This window comes from Frigoribacterium sp. VKM Ac-2859 (assembly GCF_013204925.1).
In the GTDB taxonomy this organism is placed as follows: domain Bacteria; phylum Actinomycetota; class Actinomycetes; order Actinomycetales; family Microbacteriaceae; genus Frigoribacterium.
Window position 1 is genome coordinate 570,341 of record NZ_JABMLC010000002.1, and the last position, 15,592, is coordinate 585,932.

Consider the following 15,592-nt stretch of genomic DNA (forward strand, 5'->3'; position numbering starts at 1 on the left):
TTATCGTCACGGCGACGGCGGCAGGGCCCGCTCGTCGAGCCAGGGACGCAGCAGCGGTCCGACGGGGTGGCCGGAGACGCGGGTGGCGAGGGCGACGAAGTCGGCCGTGGTCGCCACGCCGTGTCGGTGCTCGGCGGTCCAGGCGCGCAGCACGTCGAAGAACGCGACGTCGCCGACCGCCGAGCGCAGGGCGTGCACCGCGAGCGCCCCGCGCTTGTAGACGCGATCGTCGAACATCAGGTCGGGGCCGGGGTCGCCGACGAGCAGGTCGCGGGGCAGACCGGCCAGCCGCGCGCGGGTCTGGGCGGCGATGCGCGCGGCAGACGGACCGCCCGAGGCCTCGGACCAGATCCACTCGGCGTAGCAGGCGAAGCCCTCGTTCAGCCAGATGTCGCGCCAGGTCGTCAGGCCCACGCTGTTGCCGAACCACTGGTGCGCCAGTTCGTGCGCGATCAGCCGACGCGACCCGCCCGCGCCGTCGGCGTGGTTCGCCCCGAAGATCGCGAGGCCCTGGGCCTCGAGCGGGATCTCGAGGTCGTCGTCGGTGACGACCACCGAGTACGACGCGAAGGGGTACGGACCGAACCGCTCGACGAAGCAGGACATCATGTCGGCCACCTCGCCGAAGTCACGACCGATGCGGGACCGCATCGCGGGCACCCCGGCGAAGACGCCGGGCACCCCCGCGAGCACGACCGGCACCAACTCGTAGCGGCCGATCTGCACCGTCGCGAGGTACGTCGCCGTGGGGTCGGGCTGCTCGTAGACCCAGGTCGTGCGGCCGGACCGCGTGTGCCGGTCGGTCAGCTCACCGTGGGCGACGACGGCGTAGGGCTGCTCGGTCGTGACCTGCACCCGGTAGGTCGCCTTGTCCGCCGGGTCGTCGTTGCACGGGAACCAGGTCGCCGCCCCGTTCGGCTGCGAGGCGACGAGTGCGCCGTCGGTCAGCTCCTCCCAGCCGAGGGTGCCCCAGCGGGTGCGTCGAGGTGCGGGCGAGCCCGCGTACTCGACGACCACCTCGACCGGCTCACCCGGCACGGTCTCCTCGGGCAGCGTCACCGTCAGCTTCGTCGCCGACTGCGCGTGACGCGCCTTGCGCCCATCCACCCGCACCTTCGCGGCACGGAGGCGGAGCAGGTCGAACACGAGCGTGCGGAGGACCTCGGTCGGCACGACCGTCAGCGTCGCCACGCCGTCCAGTCGGTTCGTCGCCACGCGGTACCCGACGACGAGGTCGTACGAGCGCACGCCGTACCCGGTGTTGCCGCTCTCGGGCGTGTAGCCGTCCGGGATCGCCGCCGGACCGGTCACTGCGAGACGGCGTGGTAGTCCGCGAACGTGACGTCCCGCCACGGGCCGATCGGGTTGCCGCTCCACCGGCTGCCGACGGGGACGACCTCGCCGCGCATGACGAGCGACGCGGGTCCGACCGTGGCGTGTTCGCCCAGGCGGGCCGCGGGCAGCACGACGCTGTGGGGTCCGAGGGTCGAGCCCGCGGCCAGGGTGACGGTGTCCATGCTCATGATTCGATCATGGAACAGGTGGGTCTGCACGACGCATCCCCGATTCACCGTCGACGCGTCGTCGAGTCGCACCAGGTCGGCCTCGGGCAACCAGTAGCTGTCGGTCCACACGCCGCGACCGATCGAGGCCCCGAGCGAGCGCAGCCACCACACGAGGGCCGGGGTGCCGGCCGCCGCGTGGGCGAACCAGGGGGCCGCGCACATCTCGGTGAAGGTGTCGGACACCTCGCTGCGCCAGACGAACGACGACCAGAGCGGGTGCTCGCCGGCCCGGATGCGCCCGACGAGCGCCCACTTGGCGAGCGTCGTGACCCCGGCGGCCGCCGCCCCGACGGCGAGCATCACGACGCCGCTGACCGCGGCCGTCGCGCCGACCCCGATCGCGTCGACCAGCGCCCACAGTCCGACGACCAGGCCGAGGCCGATGCCGCAGGTGACGACGACGGGCACGACCCGGCTGAGCTCCCACGCGATGCGGGCCACCCGGAGGTGTGTGGCCGGGCGGAAGGTGCGGGTCTCGTCGGCGACGGCGACCGTGCGGCGCAGGCGCACCGCGGGTGAACCGAGCCACGACGACCCCGCCTTGGACTTGCGCGGAGCCGACGAGAGCACGGCCACCAGACCGTCCTTCGGCACCTTGTGGCCCGGGGCGGTCATGCCCGAGTTGCCCAGGAACGCCCGCCGACCGATCTCGGCCCGGGCCACTCGCAGCCAGCCGCCGCCGAGCTCGTACGACGCCACGAGCGTGTCGTCCGCCAGGAAGGCTCCGTCGCGGACGGTCGTCATCGACGGCAGCAGCAGGACGGTCGACGCCTCGACGTCCCGCCCGATCTCGGCCCCGAGCAGGCGCAGCCAGACCGGCGTGAACAGGCTCGAGTAGAGCGGGAACAACAGGGTGCGCGACAGGTCGAGCAGGCGTTCGGTGCTCCAGACCTGCCAGCCGACCCTCGACCGCACCGCGAAGGTGCCCTCGGTCACTCCGAGGGCCCACAGGCGGGTGAGCGCGACGACGAGCACGGCGGCCACCAGCCCGGCCACGAGCGTGCCCGGCACCAGGACGGCGAGGGCCCGCCACCACGCGTCCGTCAGCGAACCCGCACCCCGCACGCCGAGCGCGACGACCGCGCCTCCTGCGCTCAGCGACGCCACCGGCAGCAACGCGACGACGACGGCCGACGCCCCGTAGGCGACGAACCACCGGGTGGGTGCCGGGGGTCGGTCCTCCGGCCACCAGGCGCGGGTGCGGCCGATGCGCTCGGCCGGCGACCCGGCCCAGTGCTGACCCGACGGCACCCGTCCGAAGACCGCGGACCCGGGCGCGATCGAGGCGTCCTTGCCGATCCGGGTGCCGGGCAGGAGGGTGCTCCGCATGCCGATCGTGCTGCCCGCACCGATGCGGATCGCCCCGATGCGGACGACGTCGCCGTCGATCCAGTGCCCGGCCAGGTCGACCTCGGGCTCGACCGACGCCCCGCGACCGATGCGCAGCATGCCGGTGACGGGCGGCAGCGCGTGCAGGTCGACGTCGGGTGCGATGCGAGCCCCGAGGGCCCGCGCGTAGTAACTGATCCACGGGGCGCCGGCGAGCCCGACCGCCCCGATCTGGTGCGCGACCTGCTCGGCCAGCCAGAGCCTCAGGTGCACGCTGCCGCCGCGCGGATGATCGCCCGCCTCGACCCCCCGGAGGAGGAGGCGCGAGGCCAGCACCGAGATCGCCATGCGTCCCGGCGGGGTCGCGAACACGAGGATCGCGACGACGAGCAGCCCGCCGTCGACCGCCGGCAGGGCGTCGAACCCGCTCCACCAGCGCAGCACGGTGCTCGCGGTCAGGGCGTAGGTCAGCCAGCGCGCACCCGACAGCACGAGGAGGGGCACCCCGAGCAGGGTCTGCAGCCATTGGGTGCGGCGCGGGGTCGGCACCGACCGGTGGAACACGGCCGGCGGGGCCTCGTCGTCGACGTCCGCCACCGTCAGCGCCTCGGCCAGCGCGCCGAGCCGGGGGTGCGAGTAGATCTCGGCGACGGTGAACTCGGGGTCGAGCTCGCGCAGCCGGGCCACGAGCTGGGCGGCGGCCAGCGATCCCCCGCCGAGGTCGAAGAAGTTCGCGTCGGCGTCCGGGACGGGTACGCCGAGGACCTCGCGCCAGCGGTCGGCGACGAGCTGCTCGACCGGGGTCATCGAACCGGCACCGTCGGGCCGGCCACCTCTCCCGTCGCCACCGGTCGACGAGTCGACCAACGGCCAGGGCAGCGCGTCGCGGTCGATCTTGCCCGACGTCTTCGTCGGCAGGTCGCCGGTGACCAGCGCCAGCAGCGGCACCAGCGCGGCCGGCAGTCCGTCCCGGAGGCGGGCGAGGGCGGCGCCTCGGTCGAAGGTCTCGGCCGACGCGACCGCGAGGTAGCCGACGAGCACCTGGTTGCCGGCCGCCGTCGTCCGCACCGCCGCGGCGGCGCCGCCGACCCCGGGCAGGGCCTGCAGCGCGGTCTCGATCTCCCCGAGCTCGATCCGGCGCCCGCCGACCTTGACCTGGTCGTCGGCCCGCCCCTGGAACACGAGCCCGGCCCGGTCGAACCGCACCAGGTCACCGCTGCGATAGGCGCGCTGCCAGCCGAGCTGCTCGTGCGGGGCGTACTTCTCGGCGTCCTTGGCGGGGTCGAGGTAGCGGGCCAGGCCGACGCCGCCGATGATCAGCTCGCCCACCTCGCCCTCCGCGACCGGGTCGCCCTCGGCGTCGACGACGGCGACGTCCCACCCGTCGAGCGGCAGACCGATCCTCACCGTCTCTCCGGCCCGTACGAACGCCCCGGTGGCCACCACGGTCGACTCGGTCGGCCCGTAGGTGTTCCACACCTCACGGTCGTCGCCGACGACGCGGTCGACGATCTCGGGCGGGAGCGCTTCTCCACCGAAGATCAGCAACCGGACGCTCTCGAGGGCCTCGTCCGGCCAGAGGGCCGCGAGGGTCGGCACGGTCGAGACGACGGTGATGCCGTGGGTGACGAGCCACGGCCCGAGATCGGCACCCGACCGGACGAGGCTGCGAGGGGCCGGCACCAGGCAGGCGCCACTGCGCCAGGCCAGCCACATCTCCTCGCACGAGGCGTCGAACGCGACCGACAGTCCGGCCAGCACCCGGTCGCCCGGTCCGAGCGGATCGAGCCCGGGCGACGACAGGAACATCCTCGCCTCGGCGTCGGCCAGGGCGGCCGCCGAGCGATGACTCGCGGCGACGCCCTTCGGCGTGCCGGTCGAGCCCGAGGTGAAAATCACCCAGGCGTCGTCGTCCGGGGTCGGCGACCGGTCGTCGTCGGCGAGCGCCGTGCCCCGCCCGCTGACGTGCCCGGCCGGTGCGGCGAGCACGAGGCTCTCCGGTCGGTCGGCGTCACGCGGGGTGAAGCATCCCCCCGCCGAGACGATGCCCACGACGCCGGCCTCGCCGAAGACCAGGGCTGCCCGCTCGTCGGGGTCGTCGGCGTCGACCGGCACGTAGGCGGCCCCGGCGGCCAGGACGGCGAGGATCGTCAGGTAGAGCGACGAGTCGCCGGAGGGCATGCGCACGCCCACCCGGTCGCCGCGGCGCACCCCGGCGTCGGCGAGCGCGCGCGAAGCGGCTCCGACGCGGACGACGAGTTCCGCGTAGCTCCACGCGCCCCGCTCGTCCTCGAGGGCCGAGGCGTCCGGGTGCTCGAGCGCCGTGGCCCGCAGGACGTCGACGAGCGTCCGGGGTGCGGGGGCCGCGGGCGAACCGGCGATCACGCCGGGCAGTGTCTGGCTCACGGCCGCACGGTAGGGACCCCAGGTGTCACGTCGGTGAACTCGACCGCGTCCAGGGCCGGACCGGCGACGGCGAGGAGGACCCCGGTCGCCGAGCGCCGGTCGTGGACCAGTCCGCGTCGACCGTCCGTGGTCGTGCCCCCGGGCCCGGGCCCCAGACGGAGCGCCGACATCGCGGTGGTCAGCCCCTCCCCCGTCGACTTGAGCAGCGCCTCCTTCCGCACCCAGGCGCGCAGCACGTCCACGTCGACGTCCTCGGGGCTCACGTCGGGCCGGAGGTGCTCGAGCGCACCGGCCGGACGGGCCCCTTCGACGTCGACGCCGACGGGCGCCCCGGCCCGCACCGCCACGGCGGCCCAGCGACCGCTCCGGCTGAGGCTCACGTGCAGGTCGTCCGACGGCACCGGCACCGGCCGACCGTGCGGACCACCGCACGAGCGACAGGCCTCGCGTCCGAACTCGATCGACCCGGCCTCCCGGCCGGTCACGGACGAGAGCAGGAGGCGCAGCGCACGATGCGAGGCCAGGTACCGACGCGCGTCGGTCGCGTCCACGAAGGCCGCCGCGCGGGCCCGCTCGTGCGCGTCGCAGACCTCGCTCGCCAGAGGCGCGCCGGCGTCGCGTTCTCGGCCGAGGTCGAGGTCGAGGTCGAGGTCGAGGTCGACCAGCCACACCCGCGCGCCCGTCACGGCAGGCGAGCCTAGCCGCGTCCGCACCCGCGCCGAGGCTCCGTTCACCTGCCGTTCTCCGGGTGGGGTGATGATCCGGTCGGCGTCCGTGACCACTCCCGACCGGTCCGGGACGCCCCGCCACCCGTTTCCCTCACCCGAGAGGCCCCCGCATGGCCAAGAAGATCCCCACCGCGCTCGCCGAACTCGTCGACGCCCTCGAGCACCACGCCGAGGTCGTCACGGCGAAGTCGTCGTCGTCCAAACGGCTCGGTCGCGCCACCGCGAAGGTGCGCCGCGCCTCGGCCGCCTACACCGAGGTGGTGGCCGCCCGGACGGGGCAGCCGAACCCGTTCGTGGACTTCCTCGATCCCGAGACGATCGAGTCGCTCCGTGCCGAGCGGGACCGCATCGCGAGCGGCAAGACGACGCCGGTCGACTGACAGCCGTCCCAGGTGGGCGTGCCACGCTCACAGGCACGATTTCCGCACGTTCGAGAGAGGGGCCGATCCGTGGCCGACCAGAAGAAGCTCAAGAAATCCGCCGCCAAGGCCTACGACAAGGCCGAGGACGCCGTCACCGATGCCCGCGCCGCGGTCGCCGAGGCCAAGCGTCGTGCGAAGAAGCTCGCCAAGAAGAGCCGCCCGTCGGTGAAGCCGCTCGAGAACGCCCTCGACGACGCCACGTCCGGCTTGAAGGACGCCAAGAAGACGGCCAAGGGTGCCGTGCAGGGCTCGAAGGGTTCGGCGTCGAACGGTTCGTCGTCGAGCACGTCGTCCGCAACCCCGGCCGAGCCGCGCTCGATCTACACGCCGCCCCTGCCCGAGGTCGACGAGACCACCGTCCAGCTGTCCGACGGTCACGACGCCCATGTCGACCTGCACGCGCAGACCCTCGTCGCCCTGCGCGCCCTCGCCCGCACCAAGGGCATCACGAACGTGTCGCGTCACACCAAGGCGACCCTGATCGAGAAGATCGAGCAGGCCTGACCCGGACGCCGGCGTCGACCCGATGACCTCGTGAGCGGCTACGGGTCGGCTCCGCCTCACTAGGGTGAGGACATGACGCGCGCTCAGCTCATGGTCCCGTACCGGTTCGTCTTCGCCGCGCTCGCCCTCGTGGCCGTCTCCGCCCAGTTCGCGGACACCCTCGAGAACGACTACAGCGTCGTCAACTTCTTCTCGTTCTTCACGAACCTGAGCAACCTGTTCGCCGTCGTGGTCTTCACCGTCGGCGGCGTCCGCACCATGCGCCGCCGTCCCGGCAGCCGGGCCTGGGACGTGGTCCGGCTGATCGCGGTCGTGAACATGGTGTTCGTCGGCCTCGTCTTCAACCTGCTGCTGACCGAGGTGGCCGGCGGCGTGCTGCCCTGGGTCAACGTCGTCGTGCACATGGTGATGCCCGTCGCCGTGCTGGTCGACTGGCTCGTGTTGCCCGTCGGCCGTCGCCTGCCCTGGGCCGCCGCGGGCCTCGGCCTCGTCGTGCCCGTCCTCTACAGCGTGTACTCGCTCGTCCGCGGCGCCGTCACGTCGTTCTACCCCTACCCCTTCTACGACCCGGAGGCGCTGGGCGGCTACGGCCCCGTGGCGCTCTACATGGTCGTGCTGCTCGTCGCACTCGCCGTGCTGTCGGTCGCGCTGGTCGGTCTGGCGCGCCTCGCCGGCCGCTTCTGGAAGCAGCGCTCGCGCCGCTGACGCGACCCGCGCCTCCTGCGGGCGACGTGTCGCGTCGCCGCCGCACCGCCACGTCCCGCCACCCCGCCACCCCGCCACCCCGCCACGATGTAAACGAACCGCCACAAGTTTGCGTGGCGGCGTGTTTATATCGTGGCGGGGTGCGCCCATGACGCGACCCGCGCCTCCTGCGGGCGGCTCAGCGGTAGTGCTGCTCGCCGCGGGCGGCCGCTGCGACCACGTCGCGGATGCGGGCCGCCCGGGTCTCGGGCCGCTTCAGCGCGGCCAGCCGGAAGTACACCCGGAACCGCTCGGTCTTCGTCATCGTCGCGAAGTGCGCCGCCGCCACCGGGTCGGCGTCGAGGGCTCCCTGCAGGTCGTCAGGAGGCACGGCGTCCTTCTGGCGGTAGGCGGCGTCCCAGCGGCCGTCGGCCTTCGCCCTGTCGACCTCGGCCTGACCCGCGGGGGTCATCCGACCCTCGGCGGTCAGGCGTGCGACGTGTTCGCGGTTCACCTGGGACCAGGGGCTGTCCTTGCGCCTCGGTTGGAACGCCGTGACTGTGAAGTCGTCGTCGAGTCGGCTGGTCTGGCCGTCGATCCAGCCGTGGCAGAGGGCGACGTCGAGGGCCTCCGACCAGGTCATGCCGGGCCTCGTCGACCGCACCTTGCGGAGCGTCAGTCGCACCCCGCCCACGTCGGGGTCGCCCTCGAGGTACTCGCGCCACTGCTCGACCGTCACGTCGAGCACGGGCTTGTCGGCGAAGCTGACCATGCGGCGACCCTACCGGCGGCGAGGCGTCACGACGTGCCGCTCCCCTGCGGAACCGAGCGGCCCGTCCCGACCCCTCGAGGGGCGGCCGGCCGTCAGAGCCCGAACAGCAGCCGCAGCCCGAGGGCGACCATCACGACGGCGATCACCGCGTCGAGCACCCGCCACGCGACCGGCTTCGCGAACAGGGGACGCAGGAGGCGCGCGCCGAACCCCAGCGCCGAGAACCACACGAGACTGCCCGTGACGGCCCCGCCCGCGAACCACCACCGCAGCTCGGGCGGCTGGTGGTTCGCCACCGAGCCGAGGAACACGATCGTGTCGAGGTAGGTGTGCGGGTTGAGCCAGGTGAAGGCGAGGGCCCCCAGGACGGCCGGGACGACCCGCGCGGGCGGCGCTCCGGCCTCGACCGTGAGCGCGCCCACGGGCCGGATCGCGCGCTTCGCGGCGAAGGCGCCGTAGACCAGCAGGAACCCTGCCCCGACGATCTGCACGACGACGACCGCCTGCGGCGCGGCCTCGACGAGCGCGCCGACCCCGGCCACCCCGGCGCTGATCAGCACGGCGTCGCTCACCGCGCAGACCACGACGACCGGCACGACGACGCGGGTCACGGCCTGGAGCCCGACGCGCAGCACGTAGGCGTTCTGGGCACCGATGGCGACGATCAGGGCGAGGCTCGTGCCGAAACCGAAGAGGGCGGCGGGCAGCACGGTCGCGAAGGTCATGGCGACACGCTAAGGGCCCACCAGGCCATCACGCCAACTCATGTTCGTGATGCTGCATAAGCTCGACTCATGGCCCGTTTCGCGCTCGACCAGCTCGACACCCTCCGCACCGTCGTCGACGAAGGCACGTTCGAGGCGGCGGCGAGACGCCTGCACGTGACGCAGTCCGCGGTGTCACAGCGCATCAAGCAACTCGAACGAGCGGCCGGGCAGGTGCTGCTGCGACGCACGACACCGGTCACCACGACCGCGGCCGGTGACGTGGTGCTGCGACACGCCCGCCAGGTCGACCTGCTCACGTCGGACGCGCTGGCCCGGCTCGGCGCCGGCCGACCCGACGGAGGGGACGACGGTGACGACCCCGTCCCCACCACCCTCCCCATCGCGGTCAACGCCGACTCGACGGCGACCTGGTTCCTCGACGCGCTGGCCGCCGTCCCGCCCACGGTGCCCGTGGTGTTCGACCTGCGCCGGGCCGACCAACAGCACACGGCCGAGCTGTTGCGATCGGGGGACGTGCTCGCCGCCGTCACCGCGACCCGGGAGCCCGTGCAGGGCTGCAGCTCGGAGCCGCTCGGCGTCATGCGCTACCGCGCGGTCGCCAGTCCGGGGTTCGTCGAACGGTGGCTGGGCGCCCGACCGAGCGCGGGGGGAACCGCCGAGCGCGGGGGCCTGGACCACGGAAGGCTCGATCGTGCCCCGATGGTGGTCTTCGACCGCGCCGACGACCTGCAGCACGACTTCGCGCGCCGGCTCACCGGTCACGAGCCGCTCGCGCCCCGGCACCACGTGCCCGCCTCGGCCGACTTCGCCCGGGCCGTCGTGCTCGGCCTCGGCTGGGGCATGCTGCCCGAGGCGCAGGCCGGCCCCGAACTCGACGCCGGCCGTCTGGTCGAACTGGCCGCCGGCGACCCGGTCGACGTGCCGCTCTTCTGGCAGCGCTGGACCCTCGCCTCGCCCCTCCTCGAGGCCGTCACCGACGCCGTCCGCGCCACCGCCCGCCACGCCCTGCATCCCTGACGCCCTGTCTCGCCGGTCGAGTGGTCGCGAATCGTCCTTCGCGCGCCCCCGAAGGACGATTCGCGACCAGTCGACGACCGGCCAGACGAGGGCCCGACCCGACGGACGACGGGAGGCGCGGTGCCGACCGGCACCGCGCCTCCTGTTCTCGAGCGACCTGCGCCCGGCGACCGACGACCTACAGCGTCGCGAGCGCCTCGTTCAGCGTGCGCGACGGGCGCATCACGGCTTCGGTCTTCGCGGCGTCGGGGTGGTAGTAGCCCCCGATGTCGACGGCCGTGCCCTGGGGCTCGATCAGTTCGGCGACGATCGCCTCTTCGGCCCCGCCGAGGGTGGCGGCCAGCCCGGCGAAGGCGGCGGCCAGTTCGGCGTCGTCGGTCTGGGCGGCGAGCTCGTCGGCCCAGTACTTCGCCAGGTAGAAGTGGCTGCCGCGGTTGTCGATCGAGCCGAGCTTGCGGCCGGGCGACTTGTTCTCGTCGAGGAAGGTGCCGGTGGCGCGGTCGAGCGTGTCCGCGAGGATCTGCGCCCGCGCGTTGTCCGTCGACGTCGCGAGGTGCTCGAAGCTGACCGCGAGGGCGAGGAACTCGCCCAGGCTGTCCCAGCGCAGGTAGTCCTGCTCGACGAGCTGCGAGACGTGCTTCGGGGCCGAACCGCCGGCACCCGTCTCGAACAGGCCGCCGCCGTTGATCAACGGCACGACCGAGAGCATCTTGGCCGAGGTGCCGAGCTCCATGATCGGGAACAGGTCGGTCAGGTAGTCGCGCAACACGTTGCCGGTGACCGAGATGGTGTCGTCGCCACGGCGGATGCGCTCGAGCGAGAACGCCATCGCGTCGACGGGCGAGAGGATCTCGATCTGCAGCCCCTCGGTGTCGTGTTCGGCGAGGTACGTGCGGACGAGCCCGATCAGGGTCGCGTCGTGGGCACGGGTCTCGTCGAGCCAGAAGACCGCCGGGGTCTGGCTGGCGCGGGCCCGCGTGACGGCGAGCTTGACCCAGTCGCGGATCGGGACGTCCTTCGTCTGGCAGGCGCGCCAGATGTCGCCCGTGGCGACCTCGTGCTCGATGAGCGTCTCGCCCGCCTGGTTCACGACGCGGACGGTGCCGTCGCCGGGCACCTCGAAGGTCTTGTCGTGCGAGCCGTACTCTTCGGCGGCCTGCGCCATCAGGCCGACGTTCGGCACCGAGCCCATGGTCGCGGGGTCGAAGGCGCCGTTCGCACGGCAGTCGTCGAGCACGGCCTGGTAGATGCCGGCGTAGCTCGAGTCGGGGATGACGGCGAGGGTGTCGTGCTCGTCGCCGTCGGGGCCCCACATGTGGCCCGACGTACGGATCATCGCGGGCATCGACGCGTCGACGATGACGTCGCTCGGCACGTGGAGGTTGGTGACGCCCTTGTCGGAGTCGACCATGGCGAGGTCGGGCCCGTCGGCGATCCCCTGGTCGAAGGCGGCCTTGATCTCGTCGCCGTTCGGCAGTGCCGCGAGGCCCTGCAGGATGCCGTTGAGACCGTTGGCGGGGTCGAGCCCGGCAGCCTGCAGGTCGGCACCGTACTGCTCGAAGACGCGGGGGAAGAAGGCGCGGATCACGTGACCGAAGAGGATCGGGTCGCTGATCTTCATCATCGTGGCCTTGAGGTGGACCGAGAACAGGACGCCCTCGGCCTCGGCCCGGGCGATCTGTGCGGCGAGGAACTCGTGCAGCGCGGCGACGTGCAGCACGGTGCCGTCGACGACCTCGCCGGCCAGCACGGGGATCGACTCGTGCAGCACGCGGGTCTCGCCGTCGGCGCCGACGAACTCGATGCGCAGGGTGTCGTCGGCCGGGATGACGACCGTCTTCTCGTTCGAACGGAAGTCGTCGACGCCCATGGTCGCGACGTTCGTCTTCGAGTCGGCCGTCCAGGCGCCCATGCGGTGCGGGTGCTTTCGGGCGTAGTTCTTGACCGAGAGCGGAGCACGACGGTCGCTGTTGCCCTCGCGCAGCACGGGGTTGACCGCGCTGCCCTTGACCTTGTCGTACCGGGCCTTGACGTCGCGCTCGGCGTCGGTCGAAGGCGAGTCGGGGTAGTCGGGCAGGTCGTAGCCCTGCGACCGGAGTTCGGCCACGGCGGCCTTGAGCTGCGGCATCGAGGCCGAGATGTTCGGCAGCTTGATGATGTTGGCCTCGGGCGTCTTCGCCAGGGCCCCCAGCTCGGCGAGGGCGTCGCCCTGGCGCTGCTCGTCGGTGAGGCGCTCGGGGAACTGACTGATGATGCGGGCCGCCAGCGAGATGTCGCGGGTCTCGACGTCGACCCCCGCGGTCTTGGCGTAGGCCTGGATGATGGGCAGGAACGAGTAGGTCGCCAGCATGGGCGCCTCGTCGGTCAGCGTGTAGATGATCTTCGCCATGCGGCAGGTGCTCCCTCGTTGTCGGGCATGCGTGTGCTCGGTGGTGCTGCCTCTACGCTACCGCGCAGAAGTCTCTCGACATGAAGATACATGCCCGGTCTGGACGGCCCGCCCACGCGGCTCAGGTCGTCCGTGTCGCCGGGCGGGTTCAGCGAGCACGCACCCGCACACGAGTCTGACGGCGATCAGGCACGGAGTTTCCACAGGAACATCTTCCCCTTGCATCCGCAATGGCAAAGACGACATATTGGTGACGCGGGTGGGCACGAGGCCCACCCGCGTCGGAGCCGGACGGTTGCACCCGAACCGGCCCCATCCCGAGGTCCCGAGAGGCGGGGCCTCGAGAAGCAGAACGGATGAACACATGGACAAGAACCGCTGGACCGTCTGGCACAAAGCAGTCGCTGTCGCCGTCCTAGTCTCCCCCGGCATTCTGGGAGTCAGCACGAGCGCCACGGCTGCCACACCGTCAGCTGCGACTACGACTGCGACTGCGACTGCGACTGCGACCGAGGCGGCGACACGAGCCTCCATCGCGACGATCTCGATGACGGCGTCGTCGCCTGCAGGGGTCTCCGAGCAATCCCCCGTCTCGACTCCGTCCGGGGAACGGGAGAGCCGCAACAGGTTCACGAACCTCCTCAACGCTCTCAAGAAGATTCCGTCGCTCTTCACAGCCGTCGTGAACGGTGCGAAGAAGGCCTACTCCACGTTCGTGTCGACCGTGTGGCCTGCCGTGACGCGAGCGCTGGGGGCCATCGCGAATCTGCTGACGGCTTGGGAACTCTGGAACTACTTCCACTGATCATCTCCGGGGACGGGGCCCTCGGGCCCCGCCCCCGTCTCCGCACATCACGAAAGAAGAAGTCCTGTTGCCTGCTCAGTACGAGTCAACGAAAGCCACCCGCGCCCGGGTCACTGTTTTGTCCGCTCTGGCCGTCTCGCTCTCGGTGCTGACCTGCTTCGCGATGACGGAGCACTGGCCCATGCCATTCATCCCGCTGGCCGCTGGCGTCTGGTTCCTCAGCCTGGCGGCCCGTCGATCACCCAGAGCACCGCAACCGATCGCGGCATTCCTCATCATGTGCGTGTGCGCCATCACGTCTGTCCTCCTCGCCGCTCGCGCGTGAACGCCTTCGTCCGCGAAAGCGCGGCCGTCTCGGTCCGCAACCTGAGCAAAACCTACGGGCGACGGGTCGTCATCGACGACGTGAGCTTCGAAGCCGGAGCGGGCCGGGTGACGGCTCTGCTCGGGCCGAACGGGGCAGGCAAATCGACGACGCTTCGGGCAATGCTCGGGCTGGTCCGCCCGACGAGCGGCACCACGCTCTTCGACGGCCTCCCCTTCGCCGAGATCGATCGGCCGGGTCGCATCGTCGGTGTCCTGCTCGACGCGAGCGCGGGCCACGGTGGGCGCACCGTCCATGAGACAGCTCGCCTCTCGGCACTGGCGATCGGCGTCTCGTCGCATCGTGTCGACGCGTGTCTCGGTCTCGTCGGCTTGTCGAGCGTGGGCGCCCGTCGGGTCGGCTCGCTGAGTCTCGGCATGCGTCAGCGCCTCGGCCTCGCCGTCGCCTTGCTGGGCGAGCCGACGACGCTGATCCTCGATGAGCCGGGCAACGGCCTCGACCCCGAGGGACTCCGCTGGTTGAACGACTTCGTCGTCGCTTTCGCCCGGTGCGGTGGCGGCGTCCTGCTGTCGAGCCACCACCTCGGCGACATCGAGACGATCGCTGACGATGTCGTCATCCTCGACCGAGGCCGCGTCGTCCACGCCGGCCCGGCGCGAGCCGCCAGGCTGACGAACGTCGCCTTCGCCAGCACGGATGATGACCGGCTTGCTCGAGCCCTCGTCGACGACGAGGTGACGGTCGGCCGCGGGCGGGACGGCACGACGCGCCTCACCGCGACGACCACCGCCGATCATGTCGGACGCCTCTCGGTGACCCTGGGCATTCCGCTGACCCATCTGTCCGAGTCGCGTCCGTCACTCGAGTCGTTCTTTCTCGACCAGACCTCGGGCGAACATGCAGCCCGCCCGTCCATGGCACAGGGGCCACCGAGGGGGACGTCACCGCTCGAGCCCGTTCACACGTCCACGTCCACTCCGAAAGGGACCCCATGACCCCGTGGCCCGTCCTCGTGCACATCGAGGTCATGAAGGCGACCGACACCCGGGCTGCCCGAGGGCTCTTCGCCGCCATCGCCCTTCTCGGCGTCGGCGCGGTCGCTTTGTCCCAGGCCTCCGACGCGTCGCTGGAAACCTTCGTGAGCGGCGTCGGCATCCCGCTCACACTGCTGCTTCCCGTCGTGGCCGTGCTCGCGGTCACGGGCGACTGGAACGGGCGGTCCGCCCTCGCGACGTTCTCGCAGACGCCGCAGCGCCTCCTCGTCCTCACAGCACGTCTCGTCGCCATCGTCGGGCTCGTCCTGGGCGTCGCCCTCGTCACGGCCGCCGCTGCAGCACTCGCGTTCGTGGTTCTGCATGCCGACCTGCTGGCGACCACCGACTGGTGGGCAGTGACGGCGGCTGCCTGCGGAGTCGTTGCCCTCGCGGTCGCAGCGGCCCTGACCGGCACGGCCGTCGGATCGCTGCTGCTGAACACACCCCTGGCCATCGTCGTCACCATGCTGCTGCCGCTCACCTACGACATCACTGCGGCGCTCCTCGTCCCGACCGCGGCCCCGTGGATCTCCACGCTCGCATTCGCGGCCTGGCTCGCCCAGCCGCACCTGAGCTGGGCGGACGGCCCCGGCGACATCCCGGGCGCCGGGCAGGCCCTCACCTCCCTGCTGCTCTGGGTGGCGCTGCCCCTCGGGCTCGGCTGGTGGCGGCAACTGCGTCGCGACGTGTCATGAGGCCCGCCCAGAAGTCACGACATGCCGCTCACGCGTAAGAAGCGAGCTGTATCTCCTGAATTCTCGACCGACGACTCGGGCGCAGGTGGCGACAGCCGTGATGCATGGCACGGCCTCGTCCAGCATCCGGGGTCGCACACGAGGTTCCGGCAGGCGCGACCCGCACCTTCCGGGCCGGATGCGAGGCCC

Annotated in this window: 13 protein-coding genes; 7 read left to right on the forward strand and 6 right to left on the reverse strand. The window is 72.0% G+C overall.

The genetic code is table 11. The annotated features are described in order from the left end of the window. Positions 1–6: 6 nt before the first annotated feature. The 3 genes from HQQ78_RS16405 to HQQ78_RS10530 are packed head-to-tail and all read right to left on the reverse strand — an operon-like array spanning position 7 to position 5,986. Positions 7–1,311, reverse strand: coding sequence for a M1 family metallopeptidase (locus HQQ78_RS16405; RefSeq protein ID WP_371740468.1), 1,305 nt, complete (start codon positions 1,309–1,311; stop codon positions 7–9). Next, entirely contained in the window at positions 1,308–5,300 is a 3,993-nt protein-coding gene (locus HQQ78_RS10525) for a Pls/PosA family non-ribosomal peptide synthetase (RefSeq protein ID WP_173153066.1), read from the reverse strand. The genes HQQ78_RS16405 and HQQ78_RS10525 overlap by 4 nt, the downstream gene beginning before the upstream one ends. Further along, positions 5,297–5,986 carry a 4'-phosphopantetheinyl transferase superfamily protein gene (locus tag HQQ78_RS10530; RefSeq protein WP_173153069.1) on the reverse strand — a complete coding sequence of 230 codons (690 nt, stop codon included), beginning with the start codon at positions 5,984–5,986 and terminating at the stop codon, positions 5,297–5,299. Before HQQ78_RS10530 ends, HQQ78_RS10525 begins: the two co-directional genes overlap by 4 nt. A 152-nt stretch (positions 5,987–6,138) precedes the next feature. Between HQQ78_RS10530 and HQQ78_RS10535 the strand changes: the two genes are divergently transcribed. From HQQ78_RS10535 to HQQ78_RS10545, 3 genes are all read left to right on the forward strand, one after another. Continuing rightward, positions 6,139–6,408, forward strand: coding sequence for a hypothetical protein (locus HQQ78_RS10535; protein ID WP_123571676.1), 270 nt, complete (start codon positions 6,139–6,141; stop codon positions 6,406–6,408). 69 nt (positions 6,409–6,477) lie between these two features. Further along, a complete protein-coding gene (locus HQQ78_RS16410; RefSeq protein ID WP_173153072.1) occupies positions 6,478–6,954 on the forward strand; it encodes a Rho termination factor N-terminal domain-containing protein in 477 nt (158 codons plus the stop codon). A 72-nt stretch (positions 6,955–7,026) separates the two neighbouring features. After that, positions 7,027–7,659: a Pr6Pr family membrane protein gene (locus HQQ78_RS10545; protein WP_173153074.1), complete on the forward strand. Its 633-nt coding sequence runs from the start codon at positions 7,027–7,029 to the stop codon at positions 7,657–7,659. Between the two features lie 178 nt (positions 7,660–7,837). On the opposite strand, the gene HQQ78_RS10550 is transcribed toward HQQ78_RS10545, so the two are convergent. After that, positions 7,838–8,410 carry a YdeI family protein gene (locus HQQ78_RS10550; protein ID WP_173153076.1) on the reverse strand — a complete coding sequence of 191 codons (573 nt, stop codon included), beginning with the start codon at positions 8,408–8,410 and terminating at the stop codon, positions 7,838–7,840. 92 nt (positions 8,411–8,502) lie between these two features. Further along, on the reverse strand, positions 8,503–9,135 hold the full coding sequence (locus HQQ78_RS10555; protein WP_056043037.1) for a LysE/ArgO family amino acid transporter: 633 nt from the start codon (positions 9,133–9,135) through the stop codon (positions 8,503–8,505). A 69-nt stretch (positions 9,136–9,204) separates the two neighbouring features. Here HQQ78_RS10555 and HQQ78_RS10560 point away from each other — a divergent pair, with 69 nt between their 5' ends. Next, entirely contained in the window at positions 9,205–10,155 is a 951-nt protein-coding gene (locus tag HQQ78_RS10560; protein WP_173153077.1) for a LysR family transcriptional regulator ArgP, read from the forward strand. A gap of 178 nt (positions 10,156–10,333) precedes the next feature. On the opposite strand, the gene HQQ78_RS10565 is transcribed toward HQQ78_RS10560, so the two are convergent. After that, positions 10,334–12,544, reverse strand: a complete 2,211-nt coding sequence (locus HQQ78_RS10565) for an NADP-dependent isocitrate dehydrogenase (protein ID WP_173153078.1) — start codon at positions 12,542–12,544, stop codon at positions 10,334–10,336. A gap of 364 nt (positions 12,545–12,908) precedes the next feature. On the opposite strand from HQQ78_RS10565, the gene HQQ78_RS10570 reads away from it, so the two are divergent. The 3 genes from HQQ78_RS10570 (at position 12,909) to HQQ78_RS10580 (ending at position 15,403) form a co-directional block, all read left to right on the forward strand. Further along, a complete protein-coding gene (locus tag HQQ78_RS10570; protein ID WP_173153079.1) occupies positions 12,909–13,349 on the forward strand; it encodes a hypothetical protein in 441 nt (146 codons plus the stop codon). Between the two features lie 321 nt (positions 13,350–13,670). Further along, on the forward strand, positions 13,671–14,669 hold the full coding sequence (locus HQQ78_RS10575) for an ATP-binding cassette domain-containing protein (protein ID WP_173153080.1): 999 nt from the start codon (positions 13,671–13,673) through the stop codon (positions 14,667–14,669). Next, a complete protein-coding gene (locus HQQ78_RS10580) occupies positions 14,666–15,403 on the forward strand; it encodes a hypothetical protein (protein WP_173153082.1) in 738 nt (245 codons plus the stop codon). Before HQQ78_RS10575 ends, HQQ78_RS10580 begins: the two co-directional genes overlap by 4 nt. Positions 15,404–15,592 lie beyond the last annotated feature (189 nt).